This window comes from Streptomyces sp. NPDC032091, from assembly GCF_055580265.1.
The window spans coordinates 236,085-254,820 of sequence record NZ_JBVILR010000004.1; the positions used below are offsets into that span (position 1 = coordinate 236,085).

An 18,736-nucleotide genomic window follows, 5' to 3' on the forward strand; every position below is an offset into this window, starting at 1 on the left:
CGAGGCGCCCACGGAGCGCGCAACGGCCGGGGTTTCCCCGGCCTTTGCCGTGCCCGAACATGATCAAGTAGCCTTCGCCCATGCGTGCGACGTCGTCGGTCACCGTGGGGCGGGACTCCGAGATCCGGCTGCTGGACGAGGCCCTGGAGAGCGCCGGGACGGGTGCCGGACGGGCGGTGTTCCTCCTCGGCGAGGCGGGGATCGGCAAGTCCCGGCTGGCCGGCGAGTCCGCCCTCCGCGCGTACGGCCGGGGCATGCCGGTGCTGCGCGGCCGCGCCACGTCCACCGGGCTCGTCGTGCCCTTCCGGCCCCTGGTCGAGGCGCTGTCCTCGCGGTTCCGCGCGGCGGGCGCCCCCGACGACCCCGAACTCCAGCCCTACCGTCCCGCGTTGGCCGGACTCGTGCCGGAATGGCGGACCGACGCCGTGGCGCCCGGGTACGTCATCTCCCTGGTCGAGCTCGCCGAAGCGCTGCTCCGGCTGCTGGCGGTGCTCGGCCGTGAACACGGCTGCGTCATCCTGCTGGAGGACCTGCACGACTCCGACACCGAGACGATCGCCGTCGTCGAGTACATCGTGGACAACGTCGCGCAGCTCCCGGTCCTCCTGGTCGGCACCCTCCGGCCCGACCCCGGCCCGGCGCTGGACCTCGCGCTCGCCGCCGAACTGCGCAACACCGCCGCGCTGCGGGAGCTGGGGCCGCTGGGCGAGGCCGCCGTCCAGGACATGGCGGCGGCGTGCCTGGACGTCGGACCGGGTGAGGTGCCCCCGGCCGCGCACCGGCACCTCGCGCAGTGGGCCGGCGGGAACCCGTACCTCGTGGAGGTGCTCCTGGCCGACCTGCTGGACACCGGACGGCTGAGCAGGGCCGGAGACGGGTGGCGGCTCGCGGAGCAGGACGGGGCGCCTGTACCGGCGGGCGCGGTCCGCAGCTGGGCGCGCCGGCTGGACCGGCTCGACGAACCGGTGCGCGAACTGCTGCTCGTCGCGGCGACGCTCGGCGGCCGGTTCTCCGTCGGGGCGCTCAGGGCGGTGACCGGACTCGACGACCGGGCGCTGTTCGCCCACCTGCGGTCGGCCTCCGAGGTGGGGATCATCGCCCCGGACGGGGCGGCCCACGACCACTACACCTTCCGTCACGCCCTGACGGCCGACGCCCTCAGGGCCTCGCTGCCGCCCGCCGAACAGGCCGCGCTGGCTCTGCGCGCCGCCTCGGCCATCGAGCAGTCCGCCTGCGAACTCACCAGCGAAAAGCGCCAGTTGCTGGCCACCCTGCGGCTGGCGGCAGGCGACAAGGTGGCCGCGTCCCGGCAGTTCGCCCAGGTCGGGCGGCAGATGCTGGACGCCGGCGCGTCGGGTTCGGCCGCGGTGCTGCTGGAGCGCGCCCGGGGGCTCGCGGCCGACGAGGAACGGGACGAGGTCACGGTCCAGCTGGCGATCGCCCAGGCCGAGTCCGGGCGGCTCGACGAGGCATCCGCGCTGCTAGACGACCTCCCGCCGACCCCCGCCGGATCGCGTGCCGCGGAGGAACGGGCCCAGGCGCACACACAGGTCGCGTGGGTCGCGACCATGGCGGAGCAGCAGGAGGAGGCGCGCCGCCGGATCCGGGCGGCCCGCGCCCTGCTCGGGGCCGCGCCGCGCCCGGAGCAGGAGGCGGCGCTCGCGGTGGTCGAGGGCCATCTCGCGCTGCTGCCGGAGCGGGACGGCCGGGGCGGCGGGCAGGGCCCGTCGGGCCGGGGCGGCGAGGACGGCCCCGGGCTGCTGGAGGAGGCGGAACGTTCCGCCCGCTCCGCCGCGCTCACCGCCGAGCAGCGCGGCCGGCCCGTGGTGGCCTGCCAGGCCTGGCAGCTGCTGGCCATGCTGTCGCGGGAGCGCGGGTTCGACGAGGCCGACGCCTGCCTGGAACGGATGCTGGCGGTCGCCGAACAGCACCGGCTCGCGGTGTACCGGGCCGAGGCCCTGGTGCGCCTCGGCACCAACGCGTTCATGCGGACCGGTGAGGCGACCGGTCTGGAGACCGCCCGCACGGCGGCCCACGAACTCGGCTCGCTGGCCCTGCTCCAGGCCGTCGACGGTTTCCTCGCCATGCAGAGCGTGCTGGGCGGACGGTGGGACCGGGCCCGGGGGATCGTCGAGCGGTCGGTGGAGGCCAGCGCCCGCCTGCAGAACCTGTCGACGCACCGCTACCTGCTCCTCGTCGACGCCACGCTCGCCGCCCACCAGGGGCGGGCCCGCGAACAGGAACGGGCCCTGCTCCGGTTCCGCCGTGCGGGCGGCGAGGAGTCCATGCTCGTGCCCCTCCAGCGCGGACTGTGCCAGGCCGTGGGCGCGCTGATGGGGGAGGACCGCCACCGGGCGAAGGCCGAGCTCGACGCGGCACTGGCCTGGGAGCGGGAGCACCCGAGCTTCTTCTACCTCAGCGGCCGGTACGGGCTCGGCCCCCTGCTGCGGATCCTCGACGGCGAGGACGGCGGCCCGGAGGCGTACCGGGAGGCACTGGCCTCGCCCGGCGGTCAGCTGGCCTGGAACCGGATGTTCCTCGGCATGGCGGAGGCGGTGCTGCGCGGCCGGGACGGCGACCCGCAGGGCGCGGAGCGCGCCGTGGAGCGGGCCGGCCGGGCGGCGGCGGTGTTCCCGCAGGGCTGGCACCTCGCCCTGCGGCTGACCGCCGAGGCGGCCCTCGCCGATGCCTGGGGTGAGCCGGTCGCCTGGCTGCGGACCGCCGAGGAGTACTTCCACGAGGCGGGCGTACCGGCGGTGGCCGGGGCCTGCCGGGCCGTCCTGCGGCAGGCCGGAGCCAGCGTCCGCCAGCGCCGCGGCGGCCGGGAGCGGATCCCCGCGGCCCTGCGCGCCGCGGGCGTCACACCGCGCGAGTACGAGGTGTTCGTGCTGCTCGCGGAGCGGCCGGGCAACCAGCAGATCGCCCAGCGCCTGTCCATCTCGCCCCGCACGGTGGAGAAGCACATGGCGAGCCTCATGGTCAAGACGGGCGCCGCGGACCGCGCGGCCCTGTGCGCCCTGTCGACGGAGTGCGCGGACACCCCCTAGCCGGGGGCCGCACACGCACCGGTCATGGGGGGCGCCCCCCGCCAATGTGGGGGTCCCGGCCCCCATGTGGGGGCCCGTTCCCCCATGACGCGCTCAGCGGCGGGGCGACTGTGCGGGTCCGGCACCGATGTGGGAGGGGCACGGGGGCGCGGATCATCGAGGGGACCGACCCACACCCGCCCCACCCCGGAGGTCCGCCCGATGCCGCGTCCGTCCGCGCAGCCCGCAGCGTCATCCGCCGCGCTCAGGTTCTCCGTCCTCGGCCCGCTCACCGTCCACCGGGACGGCCGGGCGCTGCCCCTCGGCCCACTGAAGCAGCGGGTCGTGCTGGCGGCCCTGCTGGGCTCCGCCAACAGTCCGGTGTCCGTCGACGCGCTGACCGACGCGGTCTGGCAGGAGGACCCGCCGCGCACCGCCCGCAAGAACCTCCAGGTGTACGTGAGCGCCCTGCGCACGCTGCTCGGCGACGACGACCCGGACCGGCCGCGGCTCACCCACACGTGCGGCGGATACGTGCTGCGCGTGGCGGAGGACGAACTCGACCTCCTGCGGTTCCGCTCCCTGGTGCGGGACGCCGAGGCGCAGGCGCCCCGCCAGGCCGCGCGGTTGCTGCGCCAGGCCCTCGACCTGTGGCAGGGGCCGCCGCTGGGCGACGACCTGCGGCAGTCGCCCCGGCTGGCCGAGGAGGCGGAGCGGCTGGAGCTGCGCCGGCTGACCGCCTGTGAGAGCTGGGCGGAGGCGGAGCTGGAGCTCGGCGGCGCGCCGGCGGTGGCCGAGGGGCTGCGCGACCTGGTGGAGCTCCACCCGCTGCGGGAGCGGCTCCGGTCCGCCTGGATGTGCGCGCTGAGCCGGGCCGGCCGGCGGGCCGAGGCGCTCGCGGCGTACGACGACTACCGCCAGCTCCTCGCCCGGGAACTGGGTCTGGAGCCGGGCGGCGCCATGGCGGCCCGCTACCGCGCGATCCTCGCGGGCGACGGCCGGCCCGGGGCGGGCGCCGCCGCCTCCCGGCCCGCTGCCCGGCCGCCGGCCGTGCTGCCGCCCGACCTCGTCGACTTCACCGGACACGGCGAGGAGCTGCGCCACCTCGTCGACCTCCTGGAGGACGACGGCGCCGGCCGCGTCGTCCTGCTGTCGGGCCCCGCCGGGTCGGGGAAGACCACCCTCGCCGTACGGGCCGCCCACCTGCTCGGCGACCGGTTCCCCGACGGGCGGGTCTGCGTCTCGCTGCGCGACGCGGACGGCCTGCCCCGCCCGCTGCCGGCGGTGCTCGCGGAGCTCGGCGAACGGACCGGCCGCCGAGGGCCGTCCGGGCCCGAGGCGTGGCGGGAGTGGCTGGCGGAGCACCGCGTGCTGGTGGTCCTGGACGACGTCCCCGACGAGAGCGCGGTCCGGCCGCTGCTCCCGTACGGCGGGCGCGGCAGGGTGCTGCTGACCGCCCGCGGCCAGCTGGGCGGCCTGGCCCCCGTGCACCGGCTCTCCGTCCCGCCGCTCGGCACCGCCGAGTCGCTCCAGCTGCTCGCGGGGCTCGTCGGCCAGGGGCGGGTGCGGGCCGACCGGGAATCCGCCCTGCGCATCGTGCGCGCCTGCGGCGGTTCGCCGCTGGCGGTCCGGGTGAGCGGGATGCGGCTCGCGGTCCTGCGCCACCTGCCGCTGCGGGAGTTCGCCGACCGGCTGACCGACCCCGCGGGGGCGCTGGACGAACTGACCTCGGGGGACGTGTCCGTCCGGCGGTGGCTGGCGAACGGCTGGGACGCGCTGCCCCAGGAGTGGGGCCGGGACGCGGGACGACTGGCCGCGGGCACCGGGGAGGGCCCCTTCGGCCTGACCGAGGCGGCCGAGGCCCTCGGCTGCGACGAACGGCACGCCGTACGGGTGGTGGAGGCGCTCATCGACGCCGGAGTGGTGACCTCGCCCTGCGGCGAGGTCACCGCGCACGCGGCGCAGTACGAACTGCCGCACCTGATACGGCTGTACGCGCGCGGCTCCGGGCTCGGCGCGCCCGTCCTGACCCCGGGCTGACCGGTGCGCCCGACCGGCCTCGGGCGCCCCCCCCACGCGGGCGGCCGAGGCCGGTCCGGCGGCTCAGGCGGGGGGCTCCCCGTCGTCGTGGTGCGCGACGACCTCGGCGGCCGCCCTTCGCTTCGGTGCCGGCTCCGTCCGTCCGGCGGCCTTCGCGGCGCCTTCCGTGCCGGGCAGGGCGGCCCACGCGAAGACGCCCGCGAGGAGGATGACCAGCCCCGCCGAGGCGATGACCGTGTCGACGGGACCGAACCGCAGCCCGCCGAGCGACCCCTCGGCGCCCCGCAGCGCGGATCCGGCGAGCCAGCCGGCCAGGGCGGCGGAGAGGATCGACGCCAGCCGCGTCACCGGGTAGAACACGGCCACCACCCGGCCCCGGTACTCCGGGGGCGCCGCCGCGAGCAGCAGCGGTGCCATCGCGGTGTTCAGCAGGGTGAGGGGGACGGTGAACACGAAGAGCAGGGCGACCCCGCCCGGGAAGCCGGTCTGCCGGGAGTAGGCGATCAGCAGCACACCGCTCACCAGCAGGCTGATCCAGGTGGTCCTGCGCGCCCCGAGCCACTGCACCACCCGGCCCCCGCTCAGCGCCCCCGTGATGCCGCCCGCGCCCATCGCCATGCCGAGGTAGCCGTAGAGGTGGGCGTCCGCGTGGAGGTTGTCGGTGGCGAAGAAGACGTTGAGGGTGCCCAGCGCCCCCATCCCGAACTGCCCGATGACGGTGAGCAGGAGCAGCGCCACCAGGAACCTGCTGCCCGCGAAGAACCGCAGCCCATCGCCGAACTCACGGCGCCACCCGCCCCGTTGACGGGCGGCGGGCTTGCGCGCACCGCCCGCACCGCCCGTACCGCCCGCACCGGCGGAGACCGGTCCGGGCCGGGGTACGCGCACGGAGCGGATCGCGGCGTAGGACACCGCGTAGGACAGGCCGTTGAGGAGCAGGGCCCACTGGAGTCCGGCGGTGAACAACAGCGGCGCGGCGAGGGGCGGGCCGATGATCCAGGCCGTCTCACCGGTCGCCTGCCCGATGCCGGCCGCCCGGGCCCGGTCGGCGTCCCCGGTCACCAGGTCCGCGAGGACCGCGAAGCGCGCCGGGGAGAAGAACTGGCCGGCCGCGTTGAGCACGAGCACGGTCGCGTAGATCAGGGCGAGCCAGACACCGGTCGGGAGGGTGCCGGCCGGCAACAGGGTGAGGGCCGTCAGCACGGCCACCAGGGCGCCGCGCAGCACCTCGGAGCGCAGCATCGTCGCCCGTTTGTCCCAGCGGTCGACGAACACGCCCGCGAGCGGGCCGATGGCCAGCACGGAGACGCCCGAGGCCATCACGATGCCGCTGACCGCCAACGGCGCCCACGACTCGTCCTTCGCCAGCACCGTGGCCACCCACAGCACGAGCGTCGTATTGAAGACGGCGTCCCCGACGGACGAGACGGCCTGCCCGAACCAGAGCCGGGTGTAGTCGCGGTTGATCAGCGTCAGCCGCGGCCTCATGACGGCCTCGGCGCGGAGACGACCAGGGCCATGAGGGCGGTGACCAGGGTCGTGTGGTACGCCTTCGCGAAGGACTCCGCGGCCGGGGCCGACGGGTGCGCCGCGAGCGCCGCCGACCGCCCCGGGACCGCCCCGTCGGGCCGCTGGGCCCGTATCAGGCATTCCACGGCCGCGGCTCCCGTGGGCGTGTCCAGCGGATCGCTCCCCAGGATGTACTGCGTGAGGACCAGCTCCGCCGCCAGGTCCCACCGGTCGTGCCCGACGCAGTGGACCAGCAGCCGGTCGACGAGGTCGCGGGCGTGCGCCAGGGCGTCCCCGTCCAGCCCGGGGGCGGTGCGGCCGAAGTCGCCGAGGTAGAAGGCGGTGTGCGTCAGGGCGTACGCCTGCGGCTCGGTGAGCGGCGCCCCGTCCGGTGACGCCGCGTCCCCCGGCCCGGCCGCGCGGTACGCCACGAGCGGGCTGAGCGGGAGGAGTTCGGCGTACGGCTCGACGGAGTGCCGGACACCGGCCTTGTCGGCGTAGTGCCGGATCTCGATGCGCTGGTAGGCGGACTTCCCCCGCGGTGAGAGGAACCCGGGGTCGAGTTCCGCGAGCGTCGCCCGGACCGGGCCGGTGTCGATCGCGTCGGGGGCCAGCGCGGCGTAGATCAGCCCGTAGGTGGACGCGTACGTCGGGACCTCGGCGAACAGCCCCGGGAGGTCCGGGTCCTGCCAGAGCTTGCGGACCAGGGCCCCCGCCCCGTCCAGTGCCTCCGGCGGGTCGGGCAGGCGGGACGCGCAGTGGCAGAGCAGCGCCAGTTCCAGCGCCGCCTTCGCCTTGGCGAGGGCCGTCGGCGGGGCGCTCGCGGAGAAGGGGTCGAAGTGGTCCAGGTTCCCGCCCAGCCAGCCGAGCGCGCCGGCGGCGAGCCGCTCCAGGGGTGCGGACATGACTACAGGCGCCCCGTCTCTTGCAGGTAGTCGAGCAGGGCCGTGTCGACGGAGTCGCGGAACCGCGCGAGCGTCCGCGCGTCCTCGTCGTAGCGGTACAGGTCCTGGCAGGCGATCCACCGGTCGCGGGTCTCCTCGCCCGGCCGGTAGCCGTCGGTGACCGTGCCGACCTCCCAGTCGGGCTTGCCCGCCGTCTCCCAGCAGCTGGCCAGGGTGCCGTCCGCGCTGACCACCGCACCGTAGCGGCCGTCGGTGTGACCGCAGGTGACGCACGTCTGGCGGGCGCCGGGGCGGCCCACGACGAAGCCGAGGTCGAGCGCCCGGCGCTGCCACCGGGTGAAGGCGGCCGGGAGTTCCCCGGTGTGCAGCAGGCTGTTGCTGTAGCCGACGCCCACGTCGCCGATCCGGGCGAAGTACAGCGTGCACCGGGCGGGGTCGAGCGCGGCGGCGAGCCGGTCGATCAGGGCGTCCACGCCGTGGAAGGTCTCCTGGGAGACGTTCACCCGCAGCATCCACTGGAGCGGCGTGGCCTCGGAGGCCCTGGCGATATTGCCGACGATCTTGTCGAAGGTGGCGCCGCCGTCCGCCCGCCCGACCCGGATCCGGTCGTGGTCGTCGCGGTCGCCGTCGAAGGTGACCTGGACGGAGGTCAGTCCGCGGTCGGTGAGCTTGCGGGCGAGGGACGGCGTGAGCAGCGTGGCGTTGGAGATCATCCAGGCCGAGGTCGGCGCGATCTCCGCGGCCCGCTCCAGCAGTTCCAGGCAGCCGCGGGGGTTGAGCAGGGGCTCGCCGCCGAAGAGCAGGATCTTCAGCTTCTCCAGGCCGACGGCGGCCATCTGCCGCTCGGTGAAGCCGAGGATGTCGGTGATGGTCTCCGAGGTGAGGCGGCTGCGGCCGATGCGGGGCGGCCGGCTGCCGCCCCCTTCGTCCTGGGCGGTGTTCTGGAAGCAGTACCCGCAGCCCAGGTTGCAGTGGGTGCTGGTCAGGACGGTCAGCGCGTACGCGTTGACCCGGCCGGCGGTCAGCATGCCGGTCTCGTGCAGCCGCCGCTGCGCCTCGGGGCGCAGGCCCCCGTCGGCGGTGACGTGCCGGTCGCGGAGGCGGGCGACCCCGCCGGGGCCCAGGAACCACCAGTTCCGTTCGCCCTTCAGGAGGCGGGCGCCGTCGGGGAGGGGCGCGGGGTTCCGGGCGGCCGTGTCCGCCGCTGCCGGGTCCGCGGCCGCTCCGAGCCTCACGGGGAGGCCGATGCTCACTGCCTGGTCGATGCTCACAGGGCCTCCCTGAGGGCCGTTGCCGCCGTCAGGGCGGGTTCTTTGGTCCGGCCGCCGGTGACGACCAGCGTCATCAGCGCCACGACCAGGGTCACTTTGTAGGACTTGCGGAAGTATTCGACGGGCGTGGCGTCCGCCGGGACCCGCTCGCCGGCGGAGCGTCCGGGGATCGCACCGTCGGGGGCCTGGGCCGCGGCGAGCATCCGCAGGCCGGCCGCCCCGGAGGGGGTGCGCAGCGGATCCGCGCCCAGGCAGTACTGGGCGAGCATCAGCTTGGGCACGACGTCCCAGTCGCCGAGCCCCACGCAGTGGTCCGTCAGACGTTCCACCACGCGCAGCGCCCGCTCCCGCTCCTGTACGGGGAGCGGGAGTTCGCGCAGGCCGAAGTCGCTCAGGTAGAAGAGGGTGTGCGCGACCTTGCAGGCGTCCAGGTCGGCGACGGGCAGCGGGCCGGCGAGGGGGAGCGGACTCGCCTCGTACAGCTCCTCGTACGGGGCGAACTCGTGCTCGGCGGCCGCGAGATCGGAGTAGTACCGGGCTTCCAGGTGGACGAACGGCGGTTTCCGGCCCGGCTCCAGGTAGCGGTCGGCCGCCAGCCGGTCCAGCAGGGCACGGGGCGCACCGGTGGCCGGCCCGCCCGGCGCCAGCGCCGCGTACATGAGCGCGAACTGGCCCGCGCGCCCTCCGTCGAGGGCGAGGAGCCGGGTGAAGTCGGGGCGCTGCCAGGTCACTTCGACCACCCGGCTCACTTCGGCCAGGGCGGGGTCCGCGGGGGCGCACTTCTCCCAGTACCGGCGCAACAGCGCGAGCTGTAGGAGGGCCTTCGCGCGGGGGACCTCCGGTATCTCGGCGTGTGCGGCGGGGGAGTCGAGGTAGGCCGCGTGGAGCCGGACCCACTGCCGCGAGTTCGCCGCCAGGCTGGTCACGGCCTCGTCCAGGCTTGTTGATCGGGTACTCATGGTTCTCCTTTGACGAAGCGGAGGCCTCGGCGGCGGGCCGGAGCGCACCCGGCCGGGACGGCCTAGGCGGCGGAGGCGACGGAGGCGGCGGTGACGCGGGCCGGGGGAGCGGTGGTCGCCCCGGCCACCCGCTCGACGGCGTCGGCCGCGCGGGCCGCGCCGTCCATCGCGGCCAGCCTGCCGCCGAGGACGTGGGCGCGGGCCCGCAGGCCGTCGTCCCGCCACGCGGACTCCAGCAGCGCCGAAGCCTGTCCGGCGGGGCTCTTCGGGAAGTGCACGGCCACGCCGGCCCGCAGGCAGGCGGCGGTGAGCAGGGGCTGCTCCGAGCCGTTGGGCGACAGCGCGAGGGGCCGCCCGCGCAGCAGCGCGGCCAGCACGGGAGCGGAGGTGCCGCTGCTCAGCACGAGGCCGGCGCGGTCCACGAGCGGTCCCATCCAGCGCTTGCGGACCAGCAGGACGTCGGCACCCGGGGCGGGCTGCGGGTCGGTGGACCGGCCCTGCTCGACCACGGCCTGGAAGGGGCCGCCGGTGAAGGCCTCGTTCAGCCGCGGCCACAGGGTCTTGCCCTCGAAGAAGCGGCCGAGATGGACGTAGACGACGGGTTTGCCGTTCCGCGACAGGTGGTCCTCGATCGCCCCGACCTCCGCGGGGTCGGGCGTCGGCTCCCAGGACAGCGGCCCCACGTGCTGGATTCGCTCCGGCAGCCGCGCGCCCGGATACTCCAGTTCCGGGTCCCCGCGCAGCAGCAGCGCGTCGCCCAGCAGGGGTTCGTCCCCCCAGCGGGGGGCGCGCCCGGCCAGACCGGCCTGCTCCCGGAGCTCGGTGTAGATTCCCAGGCAGCCCTCGGTCCGGCTCCGCCGGGTCCGGCCCAGGTGCGGCTCGTCGTCGCCGCCCGACCGGTAGTCCCACAGGTGTGCCGCGAGCCCGACCACCACGACCGGGATGTCCAGCGTCTCGGCGGCGAGCAGGGCGCCGTTGCAGAGGACGGAGGTGACCAGCAGGTCGGCCCCCGTGTCCCGGGCCGCGCGGACGATCGCCTGGTGCTGCGCCGCGCCGTTCGGTCCCCACCACGTGGCGGAGAACGCCCGGTGGCCGCCGAAGTCCTCGGCCGCCGCGAACGGCAGTCCGGCATCGGCGGCGACGGGCGCTGCGGTGGACCGGCCCAGCACACTGACGTGATGGCCCCGGCGCCGTAGTTCACGGCCGGCCGCGATCGCCGGGTAGAGGTAGCCGCCGTCACTGAGCGGGCAGAGAAGGATGTTCATGGTGTGCCGCTCCTCGGGGTGGCGGTTTCCGGGGACCGAGCCGGCCGCGGGCCCCCGGCCCCGGGCAGGATCTGCCGAGAGCCGGGGGCCCGCGCGGTGCTCAGCCTCGATGAAGCGATGTCACATCTCGTGCGAGTTGTTGATGACGCAGCCGCCGCCGTCGGAGATGCCGTCCTCGCTGTGGGCGACGACCTCGATGTCCTCGTTCTCGGTCTCGGCCTCGGGGTTGATGTTCTCGCTCATGTTCTTCTCCTTCGTTTCGCCGGCGTCGTTTCCGCCGTCTGAGAAGAAAGTTACGGACCCCGGGTACGGGAACGCCTGGCCACCGGTTCGGCGCCGGTATACGCCCAGCTCAATGACGCGGAACGCCCCGAAATCCCCGCCGCACACCCCTCCTTGGCCCGCCGCCCGACCGCGCTGACCTGCGGATGAACCGATCCCCAGGCGTTGGTGAACCGGAAGCCTGCCGCACCCGGGCACGATCCGGGCCATGCCCGCGCGCGACCCGCGTGCGCGGTACGAGCTATGGAGGATCAGACGTGGAGCTCGCGGAGCTCATCGGCCTGCGGCCGGTGCCCTGTGGCGGCCTGCTGGTGGCACTCACCCGCCGCTGCCCCATGAGCTGTGCACACTGCTCCACCGGCTCCTCCATGGCGGCCACCGAGCAGCCCGACCCGCGGCACCTGCTGCGCTTCATCGGCTCGTTCGGCGCCGAGGACCGCCCCGACGTGGTCATGCTCACCGGCGGCGAACCGCTGCTGCTGCCGGAACTGGCCGCCCGCCTGGCCGGTCTCGCCCGCGCCGCGGGCTCCCGCGTGGCGCTCCTGAGCGGCATGTTCTTCGCCCGCGAGGGACGCGTCCCGGACCGGATCATGCGGGCCATCACGGCCCTCGACCACTTCTCGGCCAGCATGGACGTCCACCACGAGCGCGAAGTCCCCCGCGCGCAGGTGCTGCGCGCCCTGCGGGCCGTCCTCGACGCCGGGATCCCGGCCAGCGTCCACCTCACCGGCACCGGCCCGGACGACCCGTACCTGGCGGACGCCGTCGCCGACGTCCGCCGCGCCTTCGCCGGCCGGGTGCCCCTGCTCGTCAACGAGGTCCGGCCGCTCGGCCGCGCCACGGGCCTCGTCCCGGCGACCCCGCCCGGACCGGACGGCTCCCGGGCGACCCCGTGCACCCTCGCGGCCTGGCCGGTCGTCGCCTTCGACGGGACCGTGGCCGCCTGCTGCAACCAGTGGACGGTCGACCGCCGCCCCGTCCCCGAGCACCTGCGGCTCGGACACATCGCCGACGACGACTGGCCGGCCGTCCGCGCCCGCTCCCTCGGCTCCCCGGTGCTGCGGATGCTGCGTTCCGTCGGCCCCCTGCGGCTGCACGACCGCTACGGCACCGCGCCCGCCCCGGCCGGCTACTGCCGCGGCTGCCACGCGCTCGCCGACCGCCCCGACGTCCTCGCGGGCGCCGCCCGCGACGGCGGCGGCCGGGTCGGCGAGCTCCTCGACCGGCTCAGCGCCCAGCAGCAGCTCGCCGCCGGACCCGCCGCCCTGGTCGCCCGCATGGGCTGCGCCCGCTACGCGCACCTGGTCGAGTCGCTTCCCGCGGCAGGGGAGAGCAGCCCATGACCGCCACCGCGTCCCTCGCGCTCAGGACCAAGCTCGCGCCCACCACCGCCGTCCTGAGGGCGGCGACCGCGGTCCTCTGGAGACCGGAGGGACTACGCGAGCGGTACCCGCGCTACCTGGCGGCCATGTACCCGCTCGTACGGGCGTCGGTGCCCCTGCTGGAGCGGGCCGCCGCGCGGTGCGCCGAACTGGACGACCCGGCCGCGCGGCCCCTCGCGGCGTACTACGCCCGCCACGCCGAGGAGGAGCGCGACCACGACACCTGGCTGCTGGAGGACCTCGCCGCCGTCGGCGCCGGGCCCGCCGCCGTACCGCACCCCGTCGTCGTCGAACTCGCCGGAGCGCAGTACTACCGGATCGAGCACGAACACCCCGTCGCGCTGCTCGGGTACATCGCGGTCCTGGAGGGCAACGCCCCCGGGCCCCGGCTCGCCGCCCGCCTCGCCGAGGTCACGGGGTTCCCCGAGGCCGCGTTCCGCACCCTCAGGGAACACGCCGCGCTCGACGGCGGCCACCTCGACGACCTCCACCGGGTGCTCGACGCGCTCGCGCCGCCCCCGGACCGGCAGACCGCCGTCTCGGTCAGCGCGCTGCACACGGCGAGCCTGCTCACCCGGCTCTTCCTCTCCCTCGCCACCGACCCCGGAGGACACCCGTGACCGACGACCCCGCCCCGCACGACGGCACCCCGTCCGAACCCACCCTGGAGGCGCTGGCCGCCGCGGGCTTCGACCTCGACGCCCTCAGCGAGGAACAGCACGCCGTCCTGCGCGCCCTGGCCCCGGAGGAACTGGCCCTGCTCGTCGACATCAGGGGACGGCTCGACGCGGCCGCCCCCGAGGTGCAGGCCCACGCCGACGTCGCGGGCGGCGCCCTCTTCTGACCCCGGCCGCCCGCCGCCCCGTCCACCGGAGGAACCCATGCCCTGCACCTCGTGCCGGAGCGCACTGCCGCCCGGCGCCCGGTTCTGCCCTTTCTGCGGCAGCCCGTGCGCCCCCGGGCCGGTCACGGCCAAGCCGACCGGCCGCAAGGTGGTGACCGTCCTCTTCTGCGACCTGGTGGGCTCCACGGCGCTCTCCGGAGCGCTCGACGCGGAGACCCTGCGCTCGGTGACGCTCCGCTGGTTCGACCTGATGCGGCTGCGGATCGAGGAACAGGGCGGCACCGTCGAGAAGTTCATCGGGGACGCCGTGATGGCCGTCTTCGGCGTGCCGACCGTGCGGGAGGACGACGCCCGCCGGGCGGTCGCCGCCGCCCTGGCCATGCGCGAGGCCCTCGACGGGCTCAACGACCGGCTGGAGCAGGGCGTCGGCGTACGGCTGGACATGCGCATCGGCCTCAACACCGGCCAGGCCGTCACCGGTTCGGCGACCCTGCGGCAGGCGATGGTCTCCGGCGAGGTCGTCAACGTCGCCGCACGCCTGGAACAGAACGCCGCCGCCGGGGAGATCCTCATCGGACCGGACACCCTCGCCGCCGCCGGACCGGGCCTGCGGACGACGCAGACCGGCCCGCTCCTGCTCAAGGGCAAGAGCGACCGGGTCGCCGCCCACCGCCTGCTCGGCCTCGACGAGGAGGAGGGCCCGGAGGCGCTGCGCCGCTTCGACCTCGCCTTCATCGGCCGCGGCCGCGAACTCGGCCTCCTCGACCGGGCGTGGGACCGCGTGCTGCTGACCCGCCGGGCCGACCGCGTGGTCGTCGGCGGGGAGGCGGGCCAGGGCAAGACCCGGCTCGTGCGCGAGTGGCTCCACCGGGCCGCGGCCACCCCCCGCGGCCCGCGGCACGGCGTCGGGCGCTGCCGGGACCGCGGCGAACAGCCCAGCCTCGGACCGCTCGCCGACGCCGTCGCCGACCTGCTGAGGACCGGCGCACCGGCCGCGCCGTCGCCCGAACTGGACCTGCTCCACCAGGGCCTGCTCCTCAACGGGACGCCCCACCCGTCGCCGGCCGACACCAGCGCCGCGCTCGCCAAGGTCCTGGCGCGGCTCGCCGCGGCGCACCCCGTGGTCCTGGTGATCGACGACTGCCACTGGGCCGCGCAGCCCCTCTTCGACGCCCTCGACCGGCTGCTGAAGGCCCTCACCGACGCGCCCGTCCTCATCGTCCTGCTCACCCGCCCCCAGCTGTTCGACGCACGACCCGAACTGGCCCTGGACGCCGTGCCGCTCGGCGGACTCTCCGACACCGAGGCCCAGCTCCTCGCGGCCGAGCTGACCGGCGGCACGGCCCACGGCGAGCCGCTCGGCCCCCTCGTCCTGGCCCGCGTCGGCGGAAACCCGCTGCACCTGGAGCAACTGCTGGTCGCCGGCGACCCCGTCGACGCGGACACCGTCCCGCTCCCGCTCCAGGCCCTGATCGGCGCCCGGATCGACGCCCTCGACCCGCCCGAGCACCAGGCCCTGGGCCTGGCGTCCGTCCTGGGCGGCGACTTCACCCCCGGCGAACTGACCGAGCTCGCCGCGGATCCCGCACCGGCCTGGACCGGGCCCGAGCTGCGGACCCTGCTGCACCGGCTGGTCCGACACCGCCTGATCAGGCCGGACGGCGGGGCGTTCCGCTTCGCCGGAGGGCTGGTCCAGGAGGTCGTCTACGCCAGCCAGTCCAAGCAGGACCGGGCCGACCGGCACGAACGGGCCTCCCGGCTGGACTCGGTGCGCGGACGGGGCGCCGCGGCGATCGGGGGCCATCTGGAGCAGGCCTACCGGTACCGGATCGAGCTGGGCGCCCAGGACGCGCACACCGACGGGCTGCGCCGCGACGCCGCCGACGCGCTCGCCGAGGCCGGGCGGCTGGCGCTGGCCCACGCCGACCCGGTGTGGGCGGCCGACGTACTGTCCCGGGCCGCGGCCCGCTACGCGCCGGGCGAGCCGGGCAGCACCGCGGCCCGCCGGCGGCTCGGCCAGACGCTGCTGGACCTGGGGCGCGGCACCGAGGGCAGGGCACTGCTCGAAGGGGTACTGGCCGAGGCCCCGGCCGGCGGCGGGGACGCGGTGGAGACCGCGCACGCCCGCCTCGCCCTCGCCTCGGCCGGCCGGTCCGCACGCGCGGACGGTTCACCGGACGAGTCACCGGCGGAGGCCGCCGGCGCCACCCTGCCGGTCTTCGCGGCGGCCGGCGACGACCTCGGCCAGGCCAGGGCCTGCCTGCGCCTCGCCCAGCGGGCGCAGGAACAGGGCCTGCACGGGGAGGCGGAGCACCTGCTCGCCGGCGCGCTGGACCACGCGGTACGCGCCGACGCCGAGCCGGAGCGGGCCGCGGCCCTCGGCGCGCTGGGGGTCTCGCTCTGGCGCGGCCCCCAGCCGGTCGTGGACGCGGTGGCCCGCTGCCGCGCGCTCCTCGCCGACCAGGGGGCCGGCCGCCGGGCCGTCCGGCTGACGCTCAACTGCCCCCTGGCCGTGCTGTTGGCCCTCCACGACGACCGCGACGGGGCCCTGGCCTGCCTCGCGGAGGCCGAACACCTCGCGCAACGGCTCGGCTACGCCGAGGCCGGCGCCTTCCTGCCGATCTTCACCGCGACCGTGGCCGATCTGACGGGCCGGCACGAGGAAGCACTCCTGAGCCTGGAGCGGGCCGCCGCCGCCGCGCGGGACCTGGGCGCCACCGCGCTGCTGCGCGGCGCCCGGCTGGACGCCGCCCGCATCCGACTGGACCTCGGCGACTGGCGCACCGCCCACGACGCCCTCTCCGAACTGGACGGGGAGCGGGCCCAGCCGGCCCGGCCGCGCGCCGAATCCGCGGACCTCGACGGACTGCGCGCCCGGATCGCCGCCGAACGGGGACAGGCCGCGGCCGCGACCCGGCTGGCCGCCCGGGCGCTGGCCACCGCCGCCCGCACCGACTCACCCGTCGTCCAGGGCACCGCCGCCCTCGACCTCGCCCGTACCGACCTCGCGCTGGGCCGCCCGGCCGACGCGGCAGCGGCGGCGACGCGCGCCCGCCGGCGCTTCGCGGCGAAGGGCCACCTGCCCGCCGTACGCCAGGCCGACGCCGTGCTCTCCCGCTGCCCCACCCGCTCGCCCTGGCACGGGCCCGCCGTCGCACGGGACACCGGAGCCGGAAAGGAAACACCACGATGACCACCGCGCAGCAGCCGGCGCCCGCACTCACCTGGGGCCTGCGGGGGCGGGGCCCCTCGGACGTCCCCGTGGAGGCCGACGGCCCACCGGACCTGCCCGAGGAGGGCCTCCCCGGCGGCACCGGACGCGGCGTTCGCGTCTGCGTCGTCGATTCGGGCGTCGAACGGGACCACCCCATGGTCGGCCCCGTCGACGGCTCGTGGCGGGTCTTCAAGGACGAGGACGGGATCCACGTCGAGGAGACGGACGAAGGCGACCTCTGCGGTCACGGCACCGCCTGCGCCGGGATCATCCGCCGCACCGCACCGGACTGCGAGCTGTCCAGCGTCCGGGTGCTCGGCGACCGGTTCTCCGGCAGCGGGGACGTCCTCCTCGAAGGGATCCGGTGGGCCGTGCGCCGCCGGTTCGACGTGATCAACCTCAGCCTGTCCACCACCCACGAGCGCTTCGTGGACGAACTGCGCCGACTGGCCGACGAGGCGTACTTCCAGCAGACCGTGATCGTCGCCTCCGCGCACAACACGAGGGTGGAGAGCTTCCCCTGGCGGTTCTCCTCGGTGATCTCGGTCGGCAGCCACCAGGAGGACGACCCCGACCTCCACCTCTACAACCCCGAGCCCCCGGTGGAGTTCTTCGCCCCGGGCCAGAAGGTCCAGGTGGCGTGGCTCGGTGGCACCTCGATCCGCAGCTCCGGCAACAGCTACGCCACCCCGTTCATCGCCGGGCTGTGCGCGCGGATCCTGTCGAGCAGCCCCCGGCTGACGCCGTTCCAGCTGAAGAACGCCCTGTACCTGTCCGCAGCCAACGTCCGTGTCCACGGAAGGGAAGCCCCATGACCCAGACGATCGCCCCCGCCGTGCCCGCAGCACCCCGGCCGGATCCGGCCGTGGCGGAGCTGCTGCGCTCGGTGGTGGACACCGCACGCGCCATCTTCGGCGCGCAGGCGAGCTCCATCCTGCTCCTGGACGCCGCGGCGGACGAGCTCGTCTTCGAGGCCGTCTCCGGACAGGGACAGGACTTCCTGGTGGGCCGCCGGTTCCCGGCGGGCCGGGGGATCGCCGGCTGGGTCGCCGCCTCGGGGGAGCCGATGGTGGTCGACGACCTGCACGAGAGCACGTCCTTCGACCGGGACATCGCGAAGTCCACCGGCTACGTCCCGAACGCGCTGATGGCCGCCCCCCTCGTCCGCGGGGAGCGGGTCCTCGGCGTCCTGGAGGTGCTCGACCCGTCCCCGCAGTCCCGCTCCGGCCTGCCGGAACTGGACCTGCTGGGCCTCTTCGCCCGCCAGGCCGCCGTGGCCCTGCACGTCCTGACCGCCCGCGCACCCGTGCCGACCCCGGAATCCCCCTCGCGCACCGAGCTCCTGAACCTGCTCTCCCAGGCCCGCACCCTCCTCGGAGAGTGACCGGCACCGCGCGCGGGTGAGGGCGCCCGGCCGGGGCGCTCCGCCGTCAGGCGCCGCTCGCGGCCGGCCGCCGGGCCGGTGTCACCGGCCCCTGCTCCACCCGGACGTGGCGGAGTACGCGTCGACGAGGTCCACGACGAACACCAGGGTCGACCCCGCCGGGATCAAGGGCGACGGCGACTGCTTCCCGTAGCCGAGACGCGGGGGAACGACGAGCTCGCGCCGGCCGCCGACCCTCATCCCCCGCACCCCCCGGTCCCAGCCCTTGATGACCTTGCCGCCGCCCAGGGCGAACTTGTACGGCTCGCCCCGGTCCCAGGAGGAGTCGAACTCCTTGCCGGTCTCGAAGGTCACCCCCACGTAGTGGACCTTGACCACCATGCCCGCCTTCACCTCGGGCCCGTCCCCGACGACGAGGTCCCGAACGGTCAGCTCGACAGGAGCGTCCCCCCGGGGCACCTCCACCCCGGGCTTGGCCGACTCACCCACCACAACCTCCTCCATCCACGGACCCCCCCACGCTACCGGCGATCCACCACGCCACCGCGCTCCGGATCAAGCGGGCCGTGAAACGCCGGCTCGTGCAGTCCGAAAACCCCTTGCTCCCCGGTCCGCCTGCTTGGTGGGATGCAGGGGCTTCGACGGCGGGAGGGGA

At 75.8% G+C, this 18,736-nt stretch carries 15 protein-coding genes; 8 read left to right on the forward strand and 7 right to left on the reverse strand.

Features of this window, described 5'->3' with window-relative positions:
- The first annotated feature begins 80 nt into the window (after positions 1-80).
- Positions 81-3,047, forward strand: a complete 2,967-nt coding sequence (locus tag ACZ5NJ_RS09235; RefSeq protein WP_468764072.1) for a helix-turn-helix transcriptional regulator — start codon at positions 81-83, stop codon at positions 3,045-3,047.
- Between the two features lie 201 nt (positions 3,048-3,248).
- Complete coding sequence (locus tag ACZ5NJ_RS09240; RefSeq protein ID WP_468764074.1) at positions 3,249-5,066, forward strand: AfsR/SARP family transcriptional regulator; 1,818 nt, start codon at positions 3,249-3,251, stop codon at positions 5,064-5,066.
- 63 nt (positions 5,067-5,129) lie between these two features.
- On the opposite strand, the gene ACZ5NJ_RS09245 is transcribed toward ACZ5NJ_RS09240, so the two are convergent.
- From ACZ5NJ_RS09245 to ACZ5NJ_RS09270, 6 genes are all read right to left on the reverse strand, one after another.
- Positions 5,130-6,554, reverse strand: a complete 1,425-nt coding sequence (locus ACZ5NJ_RS09245; protein WP_468764075.1) for an MFS transporter — start codon at positions 6,552-6,554, stop codon at positions 5,130-5,132.
- Positions 6,551-7,480: a DUF6895 family protein gene (locus ACZ5NJ_RS09250; RefSeq protein WP_468764076.1), complete on the reverse strand. Its 930-nt coding sequence runs from the start codon at positions 7,478-7,480 to the stop codon at positions 6,551-6,553. Before ACZ5NJ_RS09250 ends, ACZ5NJ_RS09245 begins: the two co-directional genes overlap by 4 nt.
- 2 nt (positions 7,481-7,482) lie before the next feature.
- The gene (locus tag ACZ5NJ_RS09255) at positions 7,483-8,751 is read right to left on the reverse strand and encodes a radical SAM protein (RefSeq protein WP_468764077.1); all 1,269 of its coding nucleotides are present in this window, start codon (positions 8,749-8,751) and stop codon (positions 7,483-7,485) included.
- Positions 8,748-9,710, reverse strand: a complete 963-nt coding sequence (locus tag ACZ5NJ_RS09260; RefSeq protein WP_468764078.1) for a DUF6895 family protein — start codon at positions 9,708-9,710, stop codon at positions 8,748-8,750. Before ACZ5NJ_RS09260 ends, ACZ5NJ_RS09255 begins: the two co-directional genes overlap by 4 nt.
- 62 nt (positions 9,711-9,772) lie before the next feature.
- The gene (locus ACZ5NJ_RS09265; RefSeq protein ID WP_468764079.1) at positions 9,773-10,975 is read right to left on the reverse strand and encodes a glycosyltransferase; all 1,203 of its coding nucleotides are present in this window, start codon (positions 10,973-10,975) and stop codon (positions 9,773-9,775) included.
- A gap of 120 nt (positions 10,976-11,095) precedes the next feature.
- Positions 11,096-11,218 carry a hypothetical protein gene (locus ACZ5NJ_RS09270; RefSeq protein WP_344158603.1) on the reverse strand — a complete coding sequence of 41 codons (123 nt, stop codon included), beginning with the start codon at positions 11,216-11,218 and terminating at the stop codon, positions 11,096-11,098.
- A 296-nt stretch (positions 11,219-11,514) separates the two neighbouring features.
- On the opposite strand from ACZ5NJ_RS09270, the gene ACZ5NJ_RS09275 reads away from it, so the two are divergent.
- The 6 genes from ACZ5NJ_RS09275 to ACZ5NJ_RS09300 are packed head-to-tail and all read left to right on the forward strand — an operon-like array spanning position 11,515 to position 18,081.
- Positions 11,515-12,600: a radical SAM protein gene (locus tag ACZ5NJ_RS09275; RefSeq protein ID WP_468764081.1), complete on the forward strand. Its 1,086-nt coding sequence runs from the start codon at positions 11,515-11,517 to the stop codon at positions 12,598-12,600.
- A complete protein-coding gene (locus ACZ5NJ_RS09280) occupies positions 12,597-13,259 on the forward strand; it encodes an iron-containing redox enzyme family protein (RefSeq protein WP_468764082.1) in 663 nt (220 codons plus the stop codon). The genes ACZ5NJ_RS09275 and ACZ5NJ_RS09280 overlap by 4 nt, the downstream gene beginning before the upstream one ends.
- Positions 13,256-13,483 carry an aroma-sacti cluster domain-containing protein gene (locus ACZ5NJ_RS09285; RefSeq protein ID WP_468764083.1) on the forward strand — a complete coding sequence of 76 codons (228 nt, stop codon included), beginning with the start codon at positions 13,256-13,258 and terminating at the stop codon, positions 13,481-13,483. The genes ACZ5NJ_RS09280 and ACZ5NJ_RS09285 overlap by 4 nt, the downstream gene beginning before the upstream one ends.
- A gap of 37 nt (positions 13,484-13,520) precedes the next feature.
- Positions 13,521-16,676, forward strand: coding sequence for an adenylate/guanylate cyclase domain-containing protein (locus ACZ5NJ_RS09290; RefSeq protein WP_468764084.1), 3,156 nt, complete (start codon positions 13,521-13,523; stop codon positions 16,674-16,676).
- The gene (locus tag ACZ5NJ_RS09295) at positions 16,673-17,512 is read left to right on the forward strand and encodes a S8 family peptidase (RefSeq protein ID WP_468764085.1); all 840 of its coding nucleotides are present in this window, start codon (positions 16,673-16,675) and stop codon (positions 17,510-17,512) included. The genes ACZ5NJ_RS09290 and ACZ5NJ_RS09295 overlap by 4 nt, the downstream gene beginning before the upstream one ends.
- Positions 17,509-18,081: a GAF domain-containing protein gene (locus tag ACZ5NJ_RS09300; protein WP_468764086.1), complete on the forward strand. Its 573-nt coding sequence runs from the start codon at positions 17,509-17,511 to the stop codon at positions 18,079-18,081. Before ACZ5NJ_RS09295 ends, ACZ5NJ_RS09300 begins: the two co-directional genes overlap by 4 nt.
- 81 nt (positions 18,082-18,162) lie before the next feature.
- Here ACZ5NJ_RS09300 and ACZ5NJ_RS09305 read toward each other — a convergent pair whose 3' ends face one another.
- Positions 18,163-18,585 carry an FKBP-type peptidyl-prolyl cis-trans isomerase gene (locus ACZ5NJ_RS09305; RefSeq protein ID WP_468764087.1) on the reverse strand — a complete coding sequence of 141 codons (423 nt, stop codon included), beginning with the start codon at positions 18,583-18,585 and terminating at the stop codon, positions 18,163-18,165.
- Between the last annotated feature and the right edge of the window lie 151 nt (positions 18,586-18,736).

Coding starts and splice junctions, on each gene's coding strand:
- ACZ5NJ_RS09235 (WP_468764072.1), top strand. CDS start 81: ATGCGTGCGACGTCGTCGGTCACCGTGGGGCGGGACTCCGAGATCCGG.
- ACZ5NJ_RS09240 (WP_468764074.1), top strand. CDS start 3,249: ATGCCGCGTCCGTCCGCGCAGCCCGCAGCGTCATCCGCCGCGCTCAGG.
- ACZ5NJ_RS09245 (WP_468764075.1), bottom strand. CDS start 6,554: ATGAGGCCGCGGCTGACGCTGATCAACCGCGACTACACCCGGCTCTGG.
- ACZ5NJ_RS09250 (WP_468764076.1), bottom strand. CDS start 7,480: ATGTCCGCACCCCTGGAGCGGCTCGCCGCCGGCGCGCTCGGCTGGCTG.
- ACZ5NJ_RS09260 (WP_468764078.1), bottom strand. CDS start 9,710: ATGAGTACCCGATCAACAAGCCTGGACGAGGCCGTGACCAGCCTGGCG.
- ACZ5NJ_RS09265 (WP_468764079.1), bottom strand. CDS start 10,975: ATGAACATCCTTCTCTGCCCGCTCAGTGACGGCGGCTACCTCTACCCG.
- ACZ5NJ_RS09270 (WP_344158603.1), bottom strand. CDS start 11,218: ATGAGCGAGAACATCAACCCCGAGGCCGAGACCGAGAACGAGGACATC.
- ACZ5NJ_RS09280 (WP_468764082.1), top strand. CDS start 12,597: ATGACCGCCACCGCGTCCCTCGCGCTCAGGACCAAGCTCGCGCCCACC.
- ACZ5NJ_RS09290 (WP_468764084.1), top strand. CDS start 13,521: ATGCCCTGCACCTCGTGCCGGAGCGCACTGCCGCCCGGCGCCCGGTTC.
- ACZ5NJ_RS09295 (WP_468764085.1), top strand. CDS start 16,673: ATGACCACCGCGCAGCAGCCGGCGCCCGCACTCACCTGGGGCCTGCGG.
- ACZ5NJ_RS09300 (WP_468764086.1), top strand. CDS start 17,509: ATGACCCAGACGATCGCCCCCGCCGTGCCCGCAGCACCCCGGCCGGAT.
- ACZ5NJ_RS09305 (WP_468764087.1), bottom strand. CDS start 18,585: ATGGAGGAGGTTGTGGTGGGTGAGTCGGCCAAGCCCGGGGTGGAGGTG.